The following is a 23,770-nucleotide window of genomic DNA, read 5'->3' as shown; positions in this document are numbered from 1 at the left end:
AGCGACCGGGCGGTCAAGGCACTGATCCTTGACCCCTCCGGTGGCCACTTCTACGATTCCGACGGGATTTCTCCCGTCATTTCCGAGGCTTGCGGAAGAGATGCGTTTCGTCTGTGACAGCTGCCGCGCGCAGTACATGATCAGCGACGACAAAGTGGGCCCGAAGGGGGTCAAGGTTCGTTGCAAGAAGTGCGGCCACACCATCACCGTGCGCCCAGCGGGCGCCGCGGCGGGGAAGGATTCCCCGTCGGAGCCCGCGACTTCTTCCGCCCCTGCCTCCGCCTCGAACGGCGCGAGCACTCCGAGCACCCCGAGCAAGGAGGCCGAGTCGTCGTCGTCCTCCTCGTCCTCGTTGCCCGCCACGTTGGGGACTCCGCCGGAGGGCGGGCTCTTCACGGACGTGGAGGAGGACGAGATTGGAGCGGTGTTCGACCAGGTCCTCAGCTCTGGCACGCACAAGATTCCGGCGGGTGAATCCGTCGGAGAGGCCGCGGCGCGCGACGCCACGGCGGAGAACGTGCGCAAGCTGGCCGAGGCCGAGGACGAGCCCGACAAGGACGAGGCGAAGGCCCCGGCTTCTTCTCACGACTGGTACGTGGCCATCGACGAGAAGCAGGTGGGACCGCTCTCCGTCGAGAAGGTGAAGGACGCGTGGGACCGCGGGGAGGTGGGACCGGACAGCCTGTGCTGGCGCTCCGGTTTCAGCGATTGGATTCCCTTGTCGGAAACGGCGGAGCTGGCGTCGGTGCTGGCCCCGCGTCCGTCGAAGCCGACCATCGTCGCGCCGGAGCCGGTGTCGGGCTCTTCGCCCACGGTCCAGCCCGGGCCGGTGCAGTCGGCGTTCAGCGCGGGCAAGGCCTCCAAGGGCGACAGTGCCCCGGCGCCGTCCGCATCCTCCGAGGCCCCCTCGGGTTGGAAGCCCTCCGCGGCCAGCGTGCTGGCGTCGCTGGTGAAGGAGGAGAACGACGCGTTCTCCAAGCCTCCCCCGACGCCCGCGCCGCCGTTGGGCCGGGAGCCCGTGTCCCAGTCGAGGTTGCTCGACGTTCCCATGCCTCCGCCCGAGCCGGTGTCTTCGCCGTCGCTGATGGGCGCGAGCGCGGCCATGGCGGCGCAGATGGCGCCCCCTCAGGCGCAGCAGCCCTACCCGCATCCGCAACAGTCGATGGCGCCCTACGGGCAGCCCTCGCAGATGCCCTATGGGCAGCAGCCCGCGCCGTATGCGCAGCCCGGTCCCGCGCAGTATTCGCCCGCGGGCTATGCGCCCACGTATGCGCAGCAGGGCGGGACTTCGCAGGGTGGCAAGAATCGGATGGGCCTGATGGTGGGCATCGCCGTCGGGGTGCTGGGGCTCGGTGGTGGCGTGCTTGCGTTCACCATGAAGGGGGACAGCAAGGTCGAGGCTCCGGCCACCTCGCAGGTGGCCTCACCGCCTGTCGCGGCAGCGACTCCTCCGCCGGTCGCGGCTCCCGTGAATCCGCCGCCCGTGGCCGCGCCTGTCCAACCGCCTCCGGTGGTCGCGGGGGCGGCTGCGACGCCAACGCCTCCGCCTGTCGCGGCTGGAACGCCTGAGGCGAACCCGGCCGTTGCCGCGGGGACGCCGGCGCAGCCCGCTGCGACTCCGCCGCCCGTGGCGACGCCTCCAGCGGTCGCACAGGCTCCGGTGTCGCCCACGCCTCCCGTGGAGACGGCGAAGCCGCTCGACTCCGCCGTGGCGAAGGTGGAACGGACGACGCCCCGGAAGAACAATGGTTCCTCCGCCGCGGGTCGCAGGGAAGAGCCAGAGGAGCGGCCGGCGGCGCGCGCGGAGAAGCCCGCGGCGAGCGAGGGTGACAGTGACGACTTCGACGAGCTGTTCGGCACGAAGAAGCCGAAGAGCGAGCCGAAGCCGAGCGAGAACCGGCCGCCGACCGCCTACATCCCTCCCGAGCCTGGGGGCGGTGGTGTGCGCGATACCCTTCAGCGTTCCGACATCATGGAGGTGGTGCTGAACAACAAGCCCGCCATCGTGAAGTGCGTGAACGAGCAGAAGAAGAAGGACCCGATGCTGAGCGGCAAGCTGGTGATGCGGTGGACCATCCAGACGAGTGGCAAGACTGCGAATGTCACGTGCAAGACGGATGAGTACCGCACCACGTACATGGCAAGCTGCATCTCGGGGCTCATCAAGAGCTGGGCTTTCCCTCGTCACAAGAAGCAGGGCGAGCCCATCGACTTCCCGTTCACCTTCTGAGTGGGCGAGGGTGTTTCCGGGTCCAGTGCGACACGTGGGTCACGCCTGGGTCCGATGTGAGTGTTCGCTTTCGTGAGGGCTGAATTTCCTCGAAGGCCGAGCGTCAGTGGGCGTGTCGACACTCGTTGACACGTCAGGACGGGCGGGACTAAAGCCGAGCCGCTCGCATGGACGTCGGGGTCTGAAGTCAGTGGCCGGAGGCCCCCAGAGAGACGTTCCAAGCAGACTCACGGAGGGATTCTCAACATGCAGCTTCGCAAGATGATGCTGGTGCTCACGGCGCTGGGCGCGATGAGCGGTTTGATGGCCGGTTGCGGTGACGACGACACGGGCGGCCAGGGCTGCACCTCGAACGATGACTGCGCGGGCACGGAAATCTGCCACCCGTCCGCGGGTGTCTGTGTGACGACGTGTGAGTCTGGTTCCGACTGTCCGGACACCGCCAAGACGTGCGCGCCCCTGGGTGGTACGAGCACCCAGGCCAACACGCGGATCTGCCAGTGCTCCACGGACGTGCTCTGCAATGGTGGCACGGACTCCGAGTCGACCGACCTGGTCTGCTCCGACCTGGACACTGTTTGCGTGCCGAAGTGCGACTCGAACGATGACTGCGGCACCGGTCGCGTGTGCGACACGGCGTCCGGCCAGTGCGAAGAGGACGACACCACGGGCGGCACCTGCACGGGCACCGGCCAGAGCACCTGCCAGTATGGCCAGTTCTGCAGCAGCGGCACCTGCACCGAGGTTCCGGCGCCTACCTGCGCGAACTTCACGCCTGCCCAGGGTGGCAAGCAGCCGGTGTGGACCATCTCGGACACGGGTCCGATCATCTACGACATCACCCAGACCTTCTTCGACCAGGACAACAACTGGTGCGCGACGGGGCGTACTGCGAAGGCGCGTGTTCGCGCCTATCAGCCCGCGAACAGCACGGCCACCTTCCCTACGCAGAAGTCCGATCTCCCGGGCTTCTTCTACGTGAAGGTCGATGGTGCGACCGTGGATGGTGAGACGTTGATTCTGCCGTCCCAGTACACCACCTCGAACGGTGGGAAGAACGCGGAGTTCACGGTGAACTTCTGCACGACGCCTACTTCGACCACACTGTCGATTGGTCTCTATTTCACGAACGGCAACGAGATCTGCGCCCAGCTGAACCGCTAGCTGTGTGGAACTTGCCCAACGTTTAAGCGGGCAAGGCCTGTGTTGAACGTGAAGCCCCGTTCCTGCCTGGAATGGGGCTTCACGCGTTTGTGAGGGACTGGAGAGCGGCCGGGGTGACTCCTAGAGGACCGGGCTGGGAGTGAATAAGGTGTGCGGCTGCTCGTTTGAATGAGCGACGGCGCTTCTGCGCCAGTTGCCACGCGAGAAGGAGAACGAGATGTCTTTCCGTTTTGTTGCCCTGTGTATGACGTTTGCTGCCTCCCATGCCATGGCTGAGGACACCTCTATTGGCCGAGAGGTTCGCCTCAACTGTCCCACTGGAACCGTGCAAAAGGGCACGCGGGCGAGCAAGGACCTTGGCGTCTTCTGCGTGAAGACCGTCGGAGACGGGAAAGGCACGCACCATGGGCCCTACGTGGATTTCTGGGCCACGGGACAGAAGCAGTCGGAGGGACAGTACAAGGACGGCTTCCGCTCGGGGCACTGGACCTTTTACGACGCCAATGGGGTGAAGACAGGCGAGACCCAGTTCGAAAACAACGACTACCATGGTCGACGCGTCCAGTTTCATCCCAACGGCTCCAAGAAGATGGAGCAGACCTGGGTGAAGGGAAAGCGCGAGGGCAGTGAGGCGACCTACACCGAGGACGGAAAAAAGGCCTCGGAGGTCCGCTACTCGGCAGATAAGCCGGTGGCAGCGAAGTAGCCCCTCCTACTTCCTCTCTGGCACCCAAGGCCCTCGTTCCTTGCTGGAGCGAGGGCCTTTCTTGCGACTCCGTGGGACTTTCCCGAATCGGTTCGCTCGGCTAGGAAGCTCAGCCGTGAAGGCTCCTTCGCTAACCCCCGTTCTCCCAGACATCCCTGTTCGCACTGTCGCGGAGATGGGGTTGCGCGAGCTTGAGCGCATCCGCCTCATCCTGCGAGGGGGCTCGGTCATCGACTGGAGGCGAATGCACTTCCAGGTCCGCGATGAGGTCGACCGATTCCTGCGCCTCTGCCAACTGGACGTCTCCCGCCCATATGACGAAGCATGGGCCCGCATCGTGCTGGCGGAAGCCGTGGCGTATCTGCGCAAGACCTTCAACTACCGGGTGGCGGATGCGGTCGCGAAGCCCGAAGAGATTCACGACCTCTTTCTCCTGGCCTCGGGCGCGAAGGGCAATGCTAGGCACCGCCGCATTGCGTGTGTCGTCCTGAAGGTGATGCACGTCATCCAGCATATCGAAGGTCGAGACCTTCTTTTCCGCCTTGCGATTTCGGAGGCAGAGCTGGCTGAGTTGGTGATGGAGAAGGTCCTCGGTGTCGCCCTGGAGATGCAGGCAAAGGGTCTTCCGATTGTGGAGTTCGCGCACTCCATCAAGACGCAGGACTCGCTGGTCACGAAGCTCCTGGCGAAGAAGGAGACGGTTGCAGCCCAGGTTTATGACCGCACTCGATTTCGCATCGTAACCCGCTCACGCGACGACCTCTTGCCCGTGCTGTATTACCTCACGCAGCGACTGTTCCCCTTTCACCTCGTGGTGCCGGGGCAGACTGAAAACACGCTACTCCCCTTCAAGGGAGTGCTTGAGGAACACCCCCATTTTGAGCAGTTCACCTCCAACCTCCACCTGGACCGGAATTATGAGGACCGGGAGGACCGAGGAGGGAACATGTTCTCTGGTAGCAGTTACCGGGCACTTAATTTCGTGGTCGATATTCCAGTGCGGATGGATGCCTATCTGCCGCTCCCTGAAGAAGACACGCGGCCGCGTAAGGGCCGCGTGGTTATCTCTCTCGTGGAGTTCCAGATTGTCGATGCGGAGACCGCCCATCAGAACGAACTGGGTGAGAACTCTCACGAGTCATACAAGCGCCGTCAGAAGAAGCGCGTGCTGAAGCGATTGAGCCAGGGCTTGGTTGTCCCGAAGCGGCAAGGCTGAACCCTCCCGCTCGTCGAGCAACATTGCTTCTCTGCGCTTACGGATACTCGTAAGTGACTTCCAGTTCAGCCAACTTGGGATCTTCCTCGACATTTGAATCGATGCTGTCGACGATTCCGTCGTTATTTGTCCCAATCTCGAAGCGAAGCCGATACTGGGTTCGCTTGTTTCGAGTTGCACGGTTTGCCCAATCCTGAGCTACCACAGCGGTGACATCGATTCTTCCAGGGCGGCCGAGTGAGTCAGGGGGAACGGGGATTCCAGAGGAGAGGGGCTGAGAATGGTAGGCAGCTTCGAGTCGCGGATCGAAATCGAAACTAGTCGGGAGTTCCTCGCCAACATCCACAGGTTCAAGGAAAAGCCGTCCGAGCTTCCCATAAGGGTCGCCGCGCTGACCAGTCGCCCACCATTTGATTTGTGCTTGGCGGATGAAGACGAGTTCTTCTGGAAGACTGGTCATTTGAAAGCCCAAGAACAGCCGATAGCTGAAGTCGGCTGACCAGTCGCCGACGTTGGCCCCATTGTAGAAGGAGGTCTGTCGGAAGAAACTTGGAGCCGACAAGGGACCACTAGTCCTGAGATCGAAGTCGAAGGTCGTGATAGCCTGACGCATGGTCCGGAAGCTTCGACTCGAAGTTTCCACCAGTGGATTCTCCGCGACGTCACGTGCCGTGGTCGTTACTTGCCAGTGGAGGTCCGTTCCATGTGCAAGGCTCAAGGGCAGGGTGTATGTCATCACCGTTGATGCTGCGTTCCATGTGAACGTGCCGGTATTGAGTCCCGCAGGCGATAGAATCGCGAATGCTGCTTCCACCGAGACTCGATTCATGGGTTCCGAGAATACGACTTCGAGAAGCGTGTTCCGGTCAACTCCAATGGCTCCATTCACGGGTGTCGTGAACAAGACCGTCGGTGGAGTTGTGTCGGGGGCAGGGCCTTCTGTAGTGAATGAGAGTGAATGAGACCCACTCAAGGCATTGCCAACAAGGTCCTCGCCCACAACCGTGACTGTGTAGAGGGTGTTTTCGCTCAAGGGAGAGGCGACTCCCAGGGTGAGCGTCGTGCCTTGAAGGCTCCAGGCGGCGTTGCCAAGAGGGTGCTCTGGCTGGAGCGTGACTCGAACGCTGCTCTGCTTCATCGTTTCGGAGAACGTCAGCACCAGGCCCGTATGGATGGAAACCTGCGTGGCTCCTCCTAGCGGCGTTGTTGTCCGAATGGTTGGTGGGAGCGTATCGGCAGGCCCGGCGTCAGGCGTCCCTCCTCCATCCTGGGTTTGGCCGGCATCGACGGGGGGCTGGCCTGCATCTGGCGGGTCCACGATGTCCGGAACATCGATGCACCCCAAAAACAGGACGACGGCGGCGAGGGGGACGGAGAGGCGAAGTCGGTTCGTCATGAAGGGCGTCAGTGCAGAGGGCGTTCCACAGCCAGGCACCGTCACGAGTGCCTGGCCCGGCACCCAGATGCCTACCACGGCCGCGTCAGGCCCGCGTGAGCTGGCCAGTTGCCCCCACAGCAGCCCGTCCGCCATCCCGGACCTCCATCCGCGAACCGCCACACCCCGTGAAACGAGAAGCCCGCGCCTCTCGGACTCCTCCGAGCAGCACGGGCTTCACCGTCGTGGACCTCGAGGCCTCGGTCCTACTTCTTCTTCCGGTTCTTCTTCTTGTTGTCCTTCTCTCGCTTGCGGCGCTCCTTGATGGCGTCGCGGTCCTCGGGCTTCCCACTCGCGGCGGGCGGGGCGTAGCCCATGAGGCGGGCCTTCGCCATGGCGGCCTGCCCCATGGGGGGCGTGTAACCAGGGGCCACCTGCGGCAACTGCATGGGCATCCCCATGCCGGGCATGCCGCCGCTCATCATCTTCTCCATCATCTTGGGGTCCCCACCAAACATGCTGGAGAGGTCCATGTTCCGCATCTGCGACAGCTGACCCAACTGCTTGAAGCCTGGGATTCGGCCGAGGAGGCCCGGGTTCTGGCCAATGGTCCCCATCACCTGCTGCATCATCCCGAACTTCTGGAGCAGCTCGCGCACGTCCTCCGGCTTGCGACCGCTGCCCTTCGCGATGCGGCCAATCCGGCTGGAGTTGATGAGGTCCGGACGCAGGCGCTCCTTCGCCGTCATCGAGTCGTACATCGACTCAATCTTGGTCAGCTCCTTCTCGTCCGGGTTGAGCTGGTCGGTGAGGTCGCCGAAGAGGGGGAACTTCTCCAGCAGGTCCTTGAGCGGACCCATCTTCCGCACCATGCGGATCTGCTCGACGAAGTCCTTCATCGAGAACTGGCCGGACAGGAGCTTGCGCGCGTCGTCCTCGGCCTTCTTCTCGTCGACGACCTTCTCGAAGTCCTTCATCAGGCCGACGATGTCGCCGAACCCGAGGATGCGACCGGCGAGGCCCTCCGGGCGGAACTCCTCCAGCTTGTCCATCGACTCGCCCATGCCGAGGAACTTGATGGGCTTGCCGGTGACTTCCTTGATGGAGAGCGCCGCGCCGCCGCGAGCATCGCCGTCCAGCTTCGTCAGGATGAAGCCATCCAGGCTCAGGCGCCGGTCGAACTCGGCCGCGGTGCGCACCGCGTCCTGACCAATCATCGCGTCACACACCAGGAGGATGTTGTCCGGGTGGACGTTGGTCTTGATGGACTCCAGCTCGTTCATCAGCGCTTCGTCGATGGCGAGCCGACCGGCGGTGTCGATGATCACCACGTCGCACTTCTGCTCGCGAGCGGCGGCATAACCTCGCTTCGCCAGCTCGGGCGGCTGCACGCCGGGCTCGTGGTAGACGGGCACCTTGAGCCGCTCACCCAGCACCTTGAGCTGATCCACGGCGGCGGGACGGTAGATGTCCGCGGCGACGAGCAGCGGCTTGCGCCCCTGCTGAAGCAGCCGGTTGGCGAGCTTGCCGGTGGTCGTCGTCTTACCGGAGCCCTGGAGGCCTACCATCATGATGCCGGACAGCTGCCCCTTGGGCTTGAGGTTCAGGCTCGTGTCGACCGGCCCCATCAGCGCCTCGAGCTCGTCGTGGCAGATCTTGATGAAGTGGTCCATCGGGCTGACCTTGCGCTTCTGGCCCGAGGCATCGGTGATGGTCGTCTGGACGAGCTCGCCCACGGCCTTCTCGCGGACGCGGGCGACAAACTTCTTCACCACATCGAAGGCGACGTCGGCCTCGAGCAGCGAGACGCGGATGTCGCGCAGCGACTCGTCGACCAGCTCGGGGGTGAGCTCGCTCTTGCCGGCGAGGCGGTTCTTGGCGGCGCGGAAGCCCTTGGTGACGGTCTCAAGCATGGGGGGCGCTTTATAACAGGGGGAAGGTGGGATGCGACCGTGGAGCGCATCCCGGACGTCGAAGAGTGGAGAGCCGGGCACCCGGCCCCGCCTGCCCGGGGCGGCCTGGAGCACGGACCCCGAATTCATCAACGCTCTTGAGGGGTTGGCGCATCCCTGGCCCCCGGAAGGCACCCGCCGGGGACCCCATGGGGGAAGTGCCCCCCGGGTCCGCCGGACCGAGCCTCCACCCTTCGGGCAGGCGCGGATACACCGGGTCCCTTGGGGGTTCCTCCCGCGCGAAGGCGGTTGCCCCTGTCGCCCGGATGCAGGACTGGGGGGCAAGGGGGCGCGTTTCGGAGCCCAGCCGTCGCGAGGCGGGACTCGCCCTGGGCCAGGTGCGCCGCCGAGCGGAGGGGCGAAGTCCATCCCTCCGCCTCACGGTCGCGCCCGGACGAGCCAGGGGCCTGGTGCTCAGGCGGCGGAGAGCAGGTCCGCCTTGGGGTACTCGCGGACGTACTTGAGGAAGCCGAGCAGTGTCTTGTCCGCTTCGACCATCACCCCTTGGCGGAACTGGATGGTCTGCAGGACACCCTCGTCGTCATCGAGGAAGGCTTGCATGAACTTCGCGGCACGCAGCAAGCGAGGCGCGTCCTTGAGGAAGCTCATCATGGTGCCGCTCACGAGCGCGAACTGCTCTGTGCGGGTCGGCGGCCGGCCCTTGTTCTTGCCTTCCTTTCGAGGCACTCCCGCGAGCAGGTAGGCCCGCGTTCCACCCCCTGGGATGCGTGTGCCGGTGAACATGCCGAAGATGGGGCCCGAGGGCGTGCGGGAGATGGCGGAGAACGTGTTGGTGCCCGTCACCCGGTTCCAGTTCTCCACCTTCAACCCATCACGGGTGGTGTAGTGGACGTCGTGCTCGAGGACGTAGTCCGAGCTGTTCATGTTGATGGGCCCCTCGATGATGCCCAGCTCGTGCAGCGTGTGCAGGTGCTGGTAGTCGTGGGAGTTGCACACCATCACCCAGGGGGGGACGGGGAAGCCCGCCTCATGCACCTTGACGCCGTACAGCAGGTCGCTCTCCTCGTAGCCGCGTACTCCAGGCACGTCGAACAGCGGCTTCTCTCCGTTGAAGGCCCAGACCATTCCCCACTTCTCCGCCGTGGGAAAAGTCTGGATGCGGGCGCGGTCGGGAATCTTGCAGCCCACGGGGATGTGGGTGCAGACGCCCTCCTGGTTGTACTGCCAATGGTGGAAGGGGCAGCGCACCTCATCGCCAATCACGTCGCCGATGCTCAGGTCCGCGCCAATATGACTGCAATAGGCGCTCATCACCTGCGCCTTGCCGTTCTTTCCTCGAAAGGCAATCACCTTTCCATCCAGGAACCCGCGGCCGACAATCTTGCCGGGCTTGAGTTCCCTCGAAAGGCAGACGGCATACCAGTTCTGGTGATAGCCGATGCCGGGGCCTTCGAGGATGGGCCGCGAGTCGCGCACTGCGGGTTCGGTGGCGGGGCGCATCAATGCCGTCATGGGTTCCTCTGGGGGTGGCGGTGGGGGTGGGGAAAGACTGACTGCCGTGGGTCCTCGGCGAAGGCGCGCAGCAGGGCCTGGAGTTCTCGGGCCCAGCCGGTGACGGTGTCCGCGTCGATTCGGTCGCTGTCGTGGATGAGCTCTCCACGCAGCCCCGTCGGGGTCTCTTCCAGATACAACGTGAGGTCGAGCAGCGCCGTGTCGTGCGCGAGCGCCAAGGGGGTCGCCTCGAGCGCGGACAGCTCGGGTTGGGGCGCGACGCCCTTCAGGACGAGCATCACGTTGGGCGTCGGGCCTCCAATGGCCTCGGGCGGAACGTCGGGATGGGCATAGGCGCCGAGCGCCACGGCTCGTGCATGCGCGAGCAGCTCCAGGAAGCTCGGTGCGCCCTCGGGGCGCAGGCGCAGCGCCAGTGTGTTGATGAACGTCCCGACGAGCGGCTCGAGGTCCGTGTGGCCCCGATGTGCGGCGGGCGTGCCGATGAGCAGGTCTCGCTGGCCACAGGCTCGCGCGAGGAGCACGTACAGCGAGGACAGCAGCACCATGAAGAGCGTGCTGCCCGCCTGCTGTCCCACCACCCGCAGTCGCTCGACGACCTCGTGCTCCACGCTGAAGTCGACGGAGCCACCGTGGTAGCGCCGCTGCTCCATTCCTTTCGAGCGCGTGGGCCACTCCAGCCGAGGCGGCGGGGCCGCAAGCTGCTGCTTCCAGTACCCGAGCTGTCGTGGAAGGACCTCCTCCTGGACCCATCGCCGTTGCCAGCGCGCGTAGTCCGCGTACTGGAGTCGCAGGGGAGCGAATGGACAGGGCTCGCCCGCGAGGAAGGCCGCATAGAGCACCGTCAGCTCATGCACCAGCGCTCCCCGGGATGCGCCGTCCACCACCGTGTGGTGCATCATCAGCACCATCACATGGCGCTGCTCGGAGAGGAGCAGGAGCCAGGCTCGGAACAGCGGGCCTCGGGCCAGGTCGATTCGCCGCCGATGCTCGTCGTGAAGGAGGCGGCGAAGTGCTTCCTGCTGCGCCTCGGCGTCGAGCGCGCACAGGTCCACGGGCTCCATTGCGGTAGACCCCGGTGGCGCGATGACCTGGACGGGGGTGTCTCCCCGGAGCTCGAACGTCGTCCGCAGCACCTCGTGGCGCTCGACGAGCGTCGCCACGGCACGCGTGAGCGCATCCCGGTTGAGCGGCCCCTCCAGCCGCATGGCGAAGGTGGCGATGTGGGCCGGAGCGAGGTCCGGCTCCCTCACCTCGGCGCGCCACAGACGCTCCTGGGTGAGAGACAGCGGCGGTGGCCCGTTTCGAGGCAAGGGCTCCAGTCGAATGGACTCCGGCGCCCCCCGCGCCTGCTGAAGCAGCTCCAGCAAGCGCGGCTTGTGCTCCACGAGCGCCGAGCGGAGCGTCGCGTCCACGACGCCCTCTTTTGCTCGGACGCGCAGTTGCTGCCCCTCCGCCCAGAGCTGGACGTGGCGCTCCGTGAGGCTGGAGAGGAGCTGCTCCAGGTTCATAGGGTCAGCTCACTCATTCCCGGCGTGGAGTCCGCCGTCAGCGCCTGCGTCGACGCGAGCTGATTGACGGTGAGCTGCTGCTGGGTGAGCTCCGCCAGTTCCTGGAGGCTGGCGCCGTCGATGAACTTCGCGATGGGCAGGTCCACGCCCAGCGCATTCATCAGGTGGTTCTTCAGCTCGATGGCCATCAGCGAATCGAGACCCAGCTCGGTGAGGGGCCGCTCGGGCGCCAGCCGCGATGGATTCTTGATGCGCAGCACCTTGGACAGCCGCTTCTGCAGCTCGGTCACCAGCAGCCGGCGAGCCTCCACGGGGGAGACCTCCGAGAGCTTGCGGAGCAATGCGTCGTCCCGCGCCGAGGCTTTCGCACCACCACCGCCCTCCCGTGCGACGAGCGCGGACAGCAAGAGCGGCACCGCGCCCTGCACTTCGAAGCCACCTCGGGCGATGGGCATGACCGCCACTTGAATCGCGGCGCTCGCCGAGAGCAGCGACGACAGGACGGCGAGCCCCTGGGCCGGACGGATGGGATTCATCCACCGGTCGGCGAGTCGCTCCTGGACGCGCTCGTTCGCCGCGGCTCCCACTTCCGACCAGGCGCCCCAGTTGATGGTCAGCGCGGGCAGGCCCTTGGCGCGTCGGTAATGGGCCAGCGCGTCCTGGAACGTGTTGGCCGCGGAGTGGTTCGCCTGACCGCTGTTCCCCAGCAGCGAGGCGATGGACGAGTAGAGGACGAAGAAGTCCAGCGGCTGTCCCAGCGTCAGTCGATGCAGGTTCCACGAGCCGAGCACCTTCGCCGCGAACACCTTCTTGAAGCGCGCGTGCGTCTGCTGCTCGAGGATGCCGTCGTCGAGCGCTCCCGCGGAGTGGATGACCCCTCTCAACGGAGGCATGCCCTCCAGCCCCGACACCAGGGCCCTGGCAAGCGCGTCTTCCTGCGACACATCCGCGCGGGCCACCACGACGCGCACATTCGCGCTCTCCAGCTCCTGGAGCTGCTCCGAGGCCGCCGCTGTCGGGGCCCCGCGTCCAAGCAACAGGAGGTGACGGGCCCCACGCTCCACGAGCAGTCGGGCCGTGAGCAGGCCCAGTCCGTTGAGTCCGCCCGTGATGAGATACGTCCCATCTTCACGGCACTGGAAGGGCACCTCCGACTCCATCCGCGAATGCCGCATGACGCGAGGCACGCGCCGGATGCCGTCCCGGAAGGCGACCTGCTCGTCGGAGCGCTCCGAGAGCAGCTCGGTCACCAGCCCTTCCAGGTCATCGCGCCGAGGGTCCAGGTCGATGACCGTGCCTCCCAGCTTGGGGTACTCCATCGCGATGCCTCGCCCGAGGCCGTGCAGCGGTGACTGCGCGACGCCCGGGGCTCCATCCCCCAGCACGTCGAGCGCGCCCCGGGTGACGAAGCTCAGCGCGGGTGAGAGCCGCGTGGCCAGCAGCGCCTGGAGCAGGTCGAGCGCGCTGCCACAACCATTGCGGTACGCCGCCTCCAAATCGAGCTGCGCCATGTCGTCCGGTCCCGAGGAGTCGAGGCTCGTGAGGTGGACGACGTGCGTGGGGGCTTGCGTGATTGCGAGCTCTTTCAACAGCTGGGTGAAGTCCGCGACGGTGGCCCCCGTGCCGGAGATCACCGCGCACAGCTCGCCTCGGGCTTCCAGTCGCTCGGCCAGCCTGTACCCCGTGCCTCGCGCGTCCGCGACGATGAGCCACTGACGCCGGCTGGCGCGCGCGTCCTCGTCGGGCAGTCGAGCCAGGATGACCGCCGCCTGGAGACTGGCTTCGTGCTCCTCTTTCGCCAGCGCCGCGCTCGTGGAGAAGCCCTCCTGCGCGAACAGCGTCTTCCACCCCGCGCTCGAAATGAGTGGGTGCGTGGGGCGCAGGTCTGTGTCCGTGTAACGCCACCAGCCAGACGTCAGGCCGAACGTGAGGTCGACCCAGCGCCGCTTGGACGTGGCCTCGACGATGAGCAGCATCCCCGAGGGCGCCAGGAGCCGACGCGCGTTTCTCAGCGTCTCCTTCAAGCTCTCCGTGGCGTGCAGGACGTTGGCCGCGACGATGATGTCGAAGCCGCCGGCCTCGAAGCCCTGGGTGGCCGGGTCCTTCTCGATGTCCAGCGTCCGGTACGTCACGAACGGATGCGCGCGGAACTCCTGCGCGGCGCGCTGGAGGAAGAGCGGTGAGATGTCCGTGAAGACGTACTCGGTGCGCTCCGCGGGCAGCTCGGGCAACAGCAGGGCCGTCGTGCCACCGGTGCCGGCGCCAATCTCCAGCACCCTGATAGTGCGCTCCGCCGGCAATCGCGAGACAGCCTGTGCGAGCGCCGTCTTCGCCTGTGCGTTGAGCTCCCGAGGGCCTGGCGAGTCACGGTACAGGCTGGCCGCGACCTCCATGTCTCCCTTGGGGAACAGCAACTCCAGCGGGTCGCAGCGCCCCCGAAGGGCCTCCGCGAGTCCTTCGCCGCAACGCTGCACCAACGCCTGCTCCGAGCGATGCGCCGGGTAACGCTCCGCCAGGGACGCCATGCGCGCCGCGACGTCCATGGGCGCCGGACAGGTGACGACCTCCAGTGTCTCTCCCGTGGTTCGCAGCAGGCCTTCCTCGGTGAGCATCTCGAGCAGTCGCCGCCACAGCCGTTGGTGCAGCGGAACGACCCCTAGCCGCGCGGCACGCTCATCCGCCTTGAAGCTCGTGCCCGGCGTGAGGTCGCAGCCCAGCCGCTCCATGGCCTGGAGCACGTAGGGGACGCACAGCGACTCCAGTTCCTGGAGGAACACGCCGTAGGCCGCCAGGTCTTCGCGGCCGGACAAGGCCTCCAACTGAGGGAGGACCGCGTCACGCAGCGAGTTCGGAGTCGGAATCCAGGATGGGGGCACGCGGCGCCCATGGGGCAGGGCGGGGTGCCATTCGAGTGCGTAGAGCCACTCCTCGAGCAGCTTGTCACCCTGGCCCAGCAACGCCTCCAGTCGGACCTGACGGAAGCGCAGTCGCTCCGCCTCCGCGAGCAGTCGCCCATCCGTGCTGAACACTCGAAGCGATGCAATCGCCTCCACGCCTTCCTGGCGACGCTGGAGACTTGCCCAGACCTCTCGCTCCATCGGCGCGTGGAGTCGGAGCCCTTCGACACCGGCGGGGAGATAGGGCACGTCCTTGCGCTTGGGGAACGTCACGCCCAGCGCCTGGAAGCACGCGTCCAACATCACTGGATGCACGGTGTACGGCTCCAGCTTGAGTCCCTCCGGCAGGACGATGCGCACGAGGGCCTCGCCCTCTTGGCCGTACATGGCCTGGAGTGCCTGGAACATCGACCCGTACACCAGCCCTCCGCTGGCCAGATGCGCGTAGTAGTCCGCGGGCGCGATGGCCTCCGTCATCCGCGCTCGCAGGGCCGCCAGGGACTCGCCCGCTGCCTTTGACGGTGACGCCGCTCCGAGTCGCCCCGTGGCCACCTGTTCCCAGGTGGTGACCCGGTCTTGCTCCCGACGCATGAAAACCTTGAGGACCTGCGTCGCTCCCTCCTCCTTCACCAGCGTCGATTGGAGGACGACGGCGCCCTTCTCCGGCAGGGCGACAGGCCGCTCGAAGGTGAGCTGGAGCAGCTCCAGCGGCTTCTCACCCGGAACGCTGGAGAAGCGACCCGCGGCCAGTGCCAGCTCGACATGGGCCGCCGCCGGCAACAGCGCGGTGCCCGCCGCGCGATGGTGGTCGAGGAAGAAGGGCTCCCTGGCGCCGAGCGCTCCCTCGAAGCGCACATCGCTCGAACCCGCCAGCTCGACGCGCCGGCCGAGCAGCGGATGGAGCACTCCCGCCTGGGAGGGCAGAGGCTGCGCGCCAGCGGTCTCCGGACCTGTCTCCACCCAGTAGCGCTCGCGCTCGAAGGGCGTGGTGGGCAAGCGCACCCGCCCACGAGACGTCTTCCCGTGTACCTGCGACCAGTCGACGGGGACTCCGCGCGTGTGGAGCGTGGCCAGGCTCTCCAGCATCCGTCGACGGTTCCCCATGCCCGTGTGCAGCGACGGAAGCCACTCGCGTGACTCGCCGTCCTCCGGAATGCACCGCTGCGCGAGGCCGAGCAGCACGCTCGCGGGGCCCACCTCCACGAAGTTCCGCACACCCAACGCGTGGATGGACTCCACCGCTCGCGCGAAGTTGACGGGCTGGAGCAGGTGCCGGCACCAGAAGTCCGGCTCCGACAGCTCACCCTCCACGAGCTGGCCCGTCATGTCCGAGACGATGCGCAGCCTCGGCGTGTTGAGCCGCACCCGGGAGAGGTGCTCGCGGAAGCGGTCGACCATCGGATGCATCAGGGGCGAGTGGAACGCGTGCGAGACGTTGAGCTTCTTCGCCTGGATTCCCTCCGCCGCCAGGGCCTCCACCACCGCGTTGACGGCTTCACTCGCACCGGAGATGACCGTGCTCGTGGGGCCATTGATGGCCGCGATGGACAGTCGCTCGCGATAGGGCTCGATGGCCGCCGCCACCTTCGCGTAGGGCGCGAGGAACGAGGCCATCTCGCCCCCCGGTGGCAGCTCATGCATCAGTCGTCCACGCAGGGCGACCAGCGGCAGCACGTCTTCAAGACTGATGACGCCCGCCACGCACGCGGCCGCGTACTGCCCCAGGCTGTGCCCCACCACGACGGAAGGCTCCACGCCCCAGGCCTTCCACTGCTCGGCCAGGGACACCTCCAGCGCCACCATGGCGGGCTGGGTGAATACCGCCTGCTCCAGAGGTGAGCCGCTGCCCTCCTCGGCGAACAGCACCTCCAGCAGGGGCTTCGGAAGATGCGGTGCCAGGATGCTCGCGCACCGGTCCATCGCCGCGCGGAACACCGGCTCTCGTGTGTACAGCTCCCTCCCCATGCCCAGGTGCTGCGAGCCCTGTCCGCTGAAGAGGAAGGCGACCTGCGCGGCGCGCGACGCGGCCTCCTCGGAGACGATGAGCCCGTCGATGGGATTGCCACTCGAGAACGCCTGGAGCTGCGCACGCAGTTCGTCACCCGAGGTGGCGACGGCGGCGAGGCGGTAGGGCATCGTGGAACGGCTCGCGGTCGCGCTGTGACACACGTCGGAGACGTCCTGCTCCGCGTTCCGCGTCAGGTGGGTCGTGTAGCTCCCGGCCAGTGTCGACAGCGCCGAGGCGGTCTTCGCCGAGAGGACCAGGACGTGTTCTCGTCCCGGTTCGGAGGGCGTGGCGCGCTTCTCGGTGATGGGCGCGGCCTCCAGCACCACGTGGGCGTTCGTCCCGCTGTAACCGAACGAGCTCACTCCCACGAAGTTCCGAGGGCCGCCGGGAAAGTCGCGCCGCTCCGTGACGACGGACACGGGCAGCTCGTTCCAGCGAATCTCCGGGTTCGGCGTCTGGAAGTGCAGGTTCTTGGGAATCTGCCGGTGCTGGAGGCTCAGCGCGGCCTTCATCAGCCCCGCCATGCCGGCCGCGATTTCCGTGTGCCCGATGTTCGTCTTCACCGAGCCGATGAGGAGCGGCTCCTCACGGTGACGCTCGTCCTGGAAGACGCGGCCCAGCGCTTCGACCTCGATGGGGTCGCCCAGCGCCGTCCCCGTGCCGTGGGCCTCCACGAAGTCGATCTGCGAGGGCTCCACGCCACCGTTGCGAAGCGCGGAGCGGATGACTCGCTCCTGGGCGCTGCCGTTGGGCACCAGCAGACCGCTGCTGTGGCCGTCGTGATTGACGGCGGAGCCTCGAAGCACCGCGATGACTTCGTCACCGTCCGCGAGCGCGTCCGACAGGCGCTTGAGCACCACGACGCCGCAGCCCTCGCCCCGCACGAAGCCGTCCGCCCTGGCGTCGAAGGTCTTGCAGTGTCCCTCCGCGGAGAGCATCCGCATCTGGCATTCGACGATGGTGCTCATCGGCGAGAGCATCAGGTTGACGCCCGCGGCCAGCGCCACGTCGGTCTCTCCGTTGCGCAGGCTCTGACAAGCCAGATGCAAGGCCACCAGCGAGGACGAGCACGCCGTGTCCACCACGAGCGTGGGACCTTCCAGCGCGAGCAGATGGGCGATGCGTCCCGCCGCCACGCTCAGGCCCGTGCCCGAGCCGGTGTGCGAGTCAATCTCGCCGGAGGCGTGCACCAGGTAGGCGTAGTCGCGGTGCATTATGCCCACGAACACGCCGGTGGCCGTGCCCCTCAGCCTCGACGGCGAGAGCCCCGCGTGTTCGAGCGCTTCCCAGCTCGTCTCCAGGAGCAGACGCTGCTGCGGGTCCATCAGCACCGCCTCACGCGGAGAGATGCCGAAGAACAGCGGGTCGAACCGGTCCACCTGGTTCACGAAGGCGCCATGCCGCGTGTACATCTTCCCCGGCGTGCCGGGGACGGGCGAGTAGAGCGCGTCCAGGCTCCAGCGGTCCGAGGGCACCTCGGTGACGGCGTCGCGCCCCGCCGCGAGCAGCTCCCAGTACGCCTCCGGACTGTCCACGTTCCCAGGGAAGCGGCAACCCATTCCGACGAGTGCGATGGGCTCCGCCGGGACGAGCCCCATCTTGTTGCGAAGCTGCTTGGCGGCATACGCGAGCTGCGTCGCGCTCATCTGGGCCAGTTCATGCGCGTTCATCGGTCACCTCGGGGCCCTGCTTCGTTGGACCGCCCGGCGGCGAGCGCCGCGGTCACATCGGCTTCGGACATCTGATTGACCTCCATCAAGAACGATTCGAGCTCGGCGTCTCGCGGGGCCGCGGACACCTCCTGCGCCTCGGGGGCGGGCACCAGCTCGCGCGCGAGGTGATTCGATAGGGCCTGGACACTCGGGTGGTCGAAGATGAGGCTCACCGGCAGCGAGCGGCCCAGCGTCCGCTGGAGCGCGTTGCGCAGCTCCGTCGCCATCAGCGAGTCCATGCCCGCCTCGAAGAGGCCTTGCTCCGGATCCAACGGACGGCTCGCATCTAGCCCGAGCACCCGCGTCGCCACCGAGGCGATGTGCTCCCGCAGGAGTCGAGGCTTGTCACCGGGAGGCGCGCTCTCGAAGCGGCGCAGGAAGTCCGCGCCCGTCGCGCCGCCCGTGGGTGTCACTCCCGCGAGCTCCGAGAAGTACGGCGCCGCGGCGAGCCGCCCCATCGACTGCCAGCCGATGGCCACGACTCCCACCTGGGGCCTTCGTTGACCCAGCAGTTGCTCGAAGGCGGCGAGCCCCTGCTCGGGACTGATGGGGGTGACGCCCATGCGGCGGACTCGCTCCATCACCCGCTCCGTCGCGGCCACGCCCACCTCGGACCAGGGGCCCCAGTTGATGGAGAGCGCCGGCAGGCCCGATGCGTGACGGTGATGGGCCAGCGCGTCGAGGAAGGCGTTGGCGGCCACATAGCTGGCCTGCCCTGACTGCCCCAGTAGCGAGGCCACCGAGGAGAAGAGGACAAAGAAATCCAGCGGCTGTCCCAACGTGTGACGGTGGAGATGCCACGCGCCGAGCGCCTTGGGGCCCAGCACTCGCTCGAAGCGCTCCAGGTCCTGCTGCAACAGCATGCCGTCGTCGAGGACCGCCGCCGCGTGGACGATGCCGCGCAACGGAGGCATCGTGTTCGCGAGGCGCGCGAGCAGCTCCGTGACTTGTGCCTCCACGGAGATGTCGACCTGCAAGGTGACGACGCGCGCACCTCGTGCTTCCAACTCGCGCAGGCTGTCCCTCGCTTCAGACGAGGGGGCGCGCCTGCCAAGCAACACCAGATTCCTGGCGCCACGCTCCACCAGGCGGCCCGCGAGCTTCAGGCCCAGTCCGCCGAGCCCGCCCGTGACGAGGTACGTCGCGTCGCCACGGAGCTTGAGTGTCGTGGTGCCGTCCGCTGCCTCGGCGCTCCTCGCGAGTCGCGACACGAGTCGCTGGCCGCCTCGGAGGCAGACCTCGTCCTCGGGTGTTCGCTGCTGGAGTTCCGCGACGAGTGCCTCGACCCCGTCCGTTCCCTGCGCCGGGTCCAGGTCCACTCGCAGGCACCGCAGCTCCGGGTGCTCCTGCGCGATGGCCTTGCCCAGGCCGGACAGACACGCCTGCACGGGCGTTGGAAGGGGGTTTCCCTGCGTCGCCTGGGCGCCTCTCGTGACGAGCACCAGCCGGGGACTGACGCCTGTCTCGGCCGCCGCTCGCACGAGGTGGAGCGTGCTTCCCAGGAGGCTTCGATAGTCCCGGGCGAACGTGTCGGGCTCTCCGTCTCGCGCCGCACGCACGTCCAGCGCCGCGAGGTGGAGCATCCCCGTGAAGGGCCCCGCCTCCGTGAGCAGCCTCCTCGCGCTTGCCGCGAGCGTCAGGTCCACATGTCGCGTCCCGGTGTCCTCGGGGCCTGTTGTTTCTCCTGGCAGGGCCACGATGCAGTCCGACCCCGAGGCGCGCAGGCGGCGTGCGATATCCGTGGCCCGTCCACCCGTGTCACCGACGATGAGCCACCGCTCGCGAGGCGGCGTGCCCGTGGCGGGCGGCAGGGGTAGAGGACGCCACGCCACCTCGTACATCCAACCGCGTGGCACCCGCTTTGAGTTCCCGAGCAGGGCCTCACGCGGTGCCTGCTGGAACTCCAGTCGCTCCAGCTCCGCGAGGACTCGGCCGTCGGGCGCCAGGAGCGTGAAGTGCGCGGTGTGGACGCGCTGCCCCAAATCCGGCCCACCATCGAGTCGCGCGTGGACGAAGACCTCACGCCCCAGCTTGTCGTGGACCCGCAGCTGTCCGATTCCCACGGGCAGGTAGATGCTGCCTGGAGGCCCCTCGGGAAACACGGCGCCGAGGACCTGGAAGCAGGCGTCGAGCAGCACGGGATGCAACACGTGCTCGCCTGCTTCGAGTGCGTCTGGGAGCGTGAGCTGTCCGAAGGCTTCCTGTCCTCCTCGGCCGAAGCGCGTGACGGCTCGGCACAGCGGCCCGTAGTCGATGCCGTGCTCACCGATGCGCCGGTAGAAGTCCGCGACGGAGACCTCCTCCGCGCAGCGCCTCGCGAGCACCGTGACATCCTGATGCAGCGAGGCCGAGGGCTTCTCCGTCGAAGACAATCGCCCCGAGGCATGGAGGGTGAAAGCTCCGTCGGACAGGCTGTGCACTTCGAAGGTGCCCTTGCGCGCGCCCTCGCCGTCGTCCGGCGTGACGAGGACCTGGACCGTGCGCGGCTCGCCTTCCTCCAGCCGCACGGGCTTGTGGAAGCGGACGTCCTCGAGACTCAGCGCGCCCTGGCCGAAGACCTCCTGGCCCGCTGCCACGCCCATCTCCAGATACGTCGCACCCGGGACGATGACCGAGTCGTAGACGCGGTGGTCGGCGAGAAAGGCGGGAGATTCGGTGCTCAGCTCGCCCTCGAACTGGATGACCCGGGCCGCGGAGTTCAGCCTTCGTCCGAGCAGCGGATGCCGCGCCTGCTCTTCTTCGCTCCTCGCGGACTTGAGCTTCATCCAGTGGCGCTTGCGCTGGAACGGCTGGTTCGGCAGGGGCACCCGGGAGCGCCGGCCGTGGGTCGCAATCCCCGTGAGCCCACTTGATGCTCCTCGTACCCAGAGCTCCGCGAGACTCGCGCGCATCTGCTCCACGTCCGAGTGCCCGTTGCGGAGGCTCGGCAGCCACACCAGACGCTCGTCGGGCAGACAGGTGCGCCCCATTCCGAGCAGCACGGGGGTGGGGCCGAGCTCCACGATGAGGTCCGCCCCCTTCGCGTGCAGGGCACGCAGGCCCGCCGCGAAACGCACGGGCTCCCGGACATGGCGACGCCAGTAGGCCGGCGTCGTCGGCTCGTCGCGCACCAAGGCGCCGGTGAGATTGGAGATGAGCGGCAGCTCGGGTGGGCGCAGTCGGAGCTTCGCCACCATGCGCTCGAAGGAGTCGAGCATCGGCTCCATCAGCGGTGAGTGGAACGCGTGGGAGACGTTCAGGGGTTTGACCTCCACGCCCTCTCGCTGGAGGACTTCCCCGACGACCCGAAGCCGTTCGCTCCTGCCCGCGATGACCACTTCCGTGGGCCCATTCACCGCGGCGATGGAGAGCTCCCGGGGATGCGCGGCGACGAGGGCCGCCACTCGCTCCTCGGGTGCGCGTACCGCCAACATGCCCCCCACGCGTGGCAGCTCCTGCATCAGCCTTCCGCGCGTTGCCGCCAGCAGGAGCGCGTCCTCCAGCGACAGCACCCCCGCGACATGCGCCGCTGAAATCTCCCCGACGCTGTGTCCCATCACCACTGAGGGCTCGACGCCCCAGTGCTTCCACTGCTCCGCGAGCGCCACCTCCAGCGCCACCAGCGCGGGCTGCGTGTACGCCGTGTCATGCAACGTGCTGTCACCCGGCTCTCCCGCGGATGGGTAGAGCACCGACAGGAGAGAGACGCCCAGATGCGAGCGCAGCAGTTCGTCACACCGGTCCATCACCTCGCGGAAGCGGGGCTCATGGGCATACAGCTCGCGCGCCATGCCGACGTACTGCGAGCCCTGACCCGTGAACAGGAAGGCGACCCGGGGTTTCCTTCCCGTGGGCACCACTCCCGCGCTCACCCCTGAAGGCCGCTGACCCGAGGTGAACGCCTGGAGTCGCTCGTCGAGCTGCGCTCCGCTGGAGGCCAGCACCGTCAGCCGGTGCGGAAATGATGCGCGCCCCGTCGCGGCCGTGAAGCAGACATCCGCAAGCGGAACGTCCTTGCCCGGCCCCTGCCTCCAGGTGAGGTAGCGCCGCGTGAGCTCCTGCAGCGCCTCCTCGCTTCGTGCGGACAGCGCCAGCAACTCCGGACCGGGTCCCGGTGTCTCCGGCACTCTCTGCTGCGTGACAGCGAGTGGGGCCTCCTCGATGAGGACGTGCGCGTTGACTCCAGAGAGTCCGAAGCTGCTGACGCCCGCGATGCGAGGTCGGGTGCCGCGCTTCCATGGCGTGCGCTCCGTCGTCACCGCGATGCGCGCCGGGTCCCACGCAACCTGCGGGTTCGGCGTGCGGAAGTGCAGGTGCGCGGGGAGCTCCTCGTTCTGGAGCGAGAGCACCAGCTTCATGATGCCCGCGACACCGGCCGCTGCTTCCAGGTGACCGATGTTCGTCTTGACCGAGCCGATGAGGAGCGGCGCGCCCGGCGCTCGCTCGGGACCGAAGACCGCGTCGATGGCGCGGACCTCTATCGGGTCTCCCAGCGGCGTCCCCGTGCCATGGGCTTCCAGGTAGTCCACGTCGCGCGGCGACAGCCTCCCCGAGGCCAGGGCCTTGCGAAGCAGCTTCTCCTGCGCTGGCCCGCTCGGAACCGTGATTCCGCCGCTCTGCCCGTCGTGATTGACGGCCGATCCCCGCACCAGCGCCAGCACCGGGTCTCCCGCGCGCACGGCGTCGGAGAGGCGCTTGAGCACCAGCATCCCGCAACCCTCGCCACGGCCGAACCCGTCCGCCGACGCATCGAACGTCTTCGAGCGACCATCCGGCGCCGTCGCGCGCATCTTCGACAGGACGATGCTGGTGTCCGGGAACACCATCAGGCTGACACCTCCCGAGAGCGCCAGGTCGCACTCACGAGCGCGCAGGGCCTGGCAGGCCAGGTGCGTCGTCGCCAGCGTGGAGGAGCAGGCCGTGGCGATGACCATGCTCGGGCCTTGCAGGCCGAGCACGTACGAGAGCCGCCCCGCGGCGAAGCTCATGTCATTGCCCGTGCCCATGTACGGCAGGTCGGGCGGGTCGATGCGCTGGAAGGGGACTCGGCCGTAGTCGCCGGTGATGACGCCCACGTAGACGCCGGTGGCGCTGCCTCCCAACCGGTCCGGAGCGATGCCCGCGTTCTCCAGCGCCTCCCAGCTCGTCTCCAGCAACAGGCGCTGCTGCGGGTCCAACATGGCCGCCTCGCGCGGCGACATGTTGAAGAACGGCGCGTCGAACAGGTCGATGCGCTGGTCCACGAAGCAGCCGTACCGCGTGTACATCTTCCAGAACCGGTCGGGGTCCGGGTCATAGAGCGCGTCCGCGTCCCAGCGCTCCAGCGGCACCTTGCGCGTCGCGCACAGCCCTTCGTGCAGCAGACGCCAGTAGCTGGCGGGGTCATTGGCTCCGCCCGGATAGCGGCAGGACATGCCGACGATGGCGATGGGTTCTTCCTGGACCGCCTGGAGCGCGTCCAGCCGCGAGCGCATCTCCTTCAGGGCGATGGCGGCCTGTTGAAGCGGCGTGGGGACTTCGCGGGGAGGGGAGGAAACCGTCATGGGTCTG

The 23,770-nt window shown here is 67.2% G+C and carries 10 protein-coding genes; 4 read left to right on the top strand and 6 right to left on the bottom strand.

What is annotated here, in order from left to right; genetic code table 11:
- Nucleotides 1–100: 100 nt before the first annotated feature.
- The 4 genes from gltJ to HUA76_RS32660 all read left to right on the top strand — a co-directional run bounded on the left by gltJ (nucleotide 101) and on the right by HUA76_RS32660 (nucleotide 5,316).
- On the top strand, nucleotides 101–2,230 hold the full coding sequence (gltJ, locus tag HUA76_RS32675) for an adventurous gliding motility protein GltJ (protein ID WP_174463058.1): 2,130 nt from the start codon (nucleotides 101–103) through the stop codon (nucleotides 2,228–2,230).
- Between the two features lie 246 nt (nucleotides 2,231–2,476).
- Entirely contained in the window at nucleotides 2,477–3,394 is a 918-nt protein-coding gene (locus tag HUA76_RS32670) for a hypothetical protein (protein WP_254614639.1), read from the top strand.
- 268 nt (nucleotides 3,395–3,662) lie between these two features.
- Nucleotides 3,663–4,100: a toxin-antitoxin system YwqK family antitoxin gene (locus tag HUA76_RS32665; protein ID WP_217440529.1), complete on the top strand. Its 438-nt coding sequence runs from the start codon at nucleotides 3,663–3,665 to the stop codon at nucleotides 4,098–4,100.
- A gap of 115 nt (nucleotides 4,101–4,215) precedes the next feature.
- Complete coding sequence (locus tag HUA76_RS32660) at nucleotides 4,216–5,316, top strand: TIGR04552 family protein (protein ID WP_174463056.1); 1,101 nt, start codon at nucleotides 4,216–4,218, stop codon at nucleotides 5,314–5,316.
- 37 nt (nucleotides 5,317–5,353) lie between these two features.
- Here the strand turns inward: HUA76_RS32660 and HUA76_RS32655 are convergent, their stop codons facing one another.
- From HUA76_RS32655 to HUA76_RS32630, 6 genes are all read right to left on the bottom strand, one after another.
- Nucleotides 5,354–6,847 (bottom strand): Ig-like domain-containing protein, encoded by a 1,494-nt coding sequence (locus HUA76_RS32655; protein ID WP_174463055.1) that lies wholly within the window; start codon nucleotides 6,845–6,847, stop codon nucleotides 5,354–5,356.
- A 110-nt stretch (nucleotides 6,848–6,957) separates the two neighbouring features.
- On the bottom strand, nucleotides 6,958–8,604 hold the full coding sequence (gene ffh, locus HUA76_RS32650) for a signal recognition particle protein (protein WP_174463054.1): 1,647 nt from the start codon (nucleotides 8,602–8,604) through the stop codon (nucleotides 6,958–6,960).
- 453 nt (nucleotides 8,605–9,057) lie between these two features.
- A complete protein-coding gene (locus HUA76_RS32645) occupies nucleotides 9,058–10,116 on the bottom strand; it encodes a Rieske (2Fe-2S) protein (RefSeq protein WP_141649502.1) in 1,059 nt (352 codons plus the stop codon).
- Nucleotides 10,113–11,624: a condensation domain-containing protein gene (locus tag HUA76_RS32640; RefSeq protein WP_174463053.1), complete on the bottom strand. Its 1,512-nt coding sequence runs from the start codon at nucleotides 11,622–11,624 to the stop codon at nucleotides 10,113–10,115. Before HUA76_RS32640 ends, HUA76_RS32645 begins: the two co-directional genes overlap by 4 nt.
- Nucleotides 11,621–18,199, bottom strand: a complete 6,579-nt coding sequence (locus HUA76_RS32635) for a type I polyketide synthase (protein WP_174463052.1) — start codon at nucleotides 18,197–18,199, stop codon at nucleotides 11,621–11,623. The genes HUA76_RS32640 and HUA76_RS32635 overlap by 4 nt, the downstream gene beginning before the upstream one ends.
- Nucleotides 18,196–23,763 (bottom strand): type I polyketide synthase, encoded by a 5,568-nt coding sequence (locus HUA76_RS32630; RefSeq protein WP_174463051.1) that lies wholly within the window; start codon nucleotides 23,761–23,763, stop codon nucleotides 18,196–18,198. The genes HUA76_RS32635 and HUA76_RS32630 overlap by 4 nt, the downstream gene beginning before the upstream one ends.
- Between the last annotated feature and the right edge of the window lie 7 nt (nucleotides 23,764–23,770).

The organism is Myxococcus sp. CA056 (assembly GCF_013336715.1).
Lineage (GTDB): Bacteria > Myxococcota > Myxococcia > Myxococcales > Myxococcaceae > Myxococcus > Myxococcus llanfairpwllgwyngyllgogerychwyrndrobwllllantysiliogogogochensis.
This window is presented reverse-complemented; position numbering and strand designations above follow the sequence as displayed.

What these genes read in the sequence shown, in the direction of transcription:
- HUA76_RS32655 (WP_174463055.1), bottom strand. Translation starts at nt 6,847, where the DNA reads ATGGCGGACGGGCTGCTGTGGGGGCAACTGGCCAGCTCACGCGGGCCT.
- HUA76_RS32640 (WP_174463053.1), bottom strand. Translation starts at nt 11,624, where the DNA reads ATGAACCTGGAGCAGCTCCTCTCCAGCCTCACGGAGCGCCACGTCCAG.
- HUA76_RS32645 (WP_141649502.1), bottom strand. Translation starts at nt 10,116, where the DNA reads ATGACGGCATTGATGCGCCCCGCCACCGAACCCGCAGTGCGCGACTCG.
- HUA76_RS32665 (WP_217440529.1), top strand. Translation starts at nt 3,663, where the DNA reads ATGGCTGAGGACACCTCTATTGGCCGAGAGGTTCGCCTCAACTGTCCC.
- ffh (WP_174463054.1), bottom strand. Translation starts at nt 8,604, where the DNA reads ATGCTTGAGACCGTCACCAAGGGCTTCCGCGCCGCCAAGAACCGCCTC.
- gltJ (WP_174463058.1), top strand. Translation starts at nt 101, where the DNA reads ATGCGTTTCGTCTGTGACAGCTGCCGCGCGCAGTACATGATCAGCGAC.
- HUA76_RS32670 (WP_254614639.1), top strand. Translation starts at nt 2,477, where the DNA reads ATGCAGCTTCGCAAGATGATGCTGGTGCTCACGGCGCTGGGCGCGATG.
- HUA76_RS32630 (WP_174463051.1), bottom strand. Translation starts at nt 23,763, where the DNA reads ATGACGGTTTCCTCCCCTCCCCGCGAAGTCCCCACGCCGCTTCAACAG.
- HUA76_RS32635 (WP_174463052.1), bottom strand. Translation starts at nt 18,199, where the DNA reads ATGAACGCGCATGAACTGGCCCAGATGAGCGCGACGCAGCTCGCGTAT.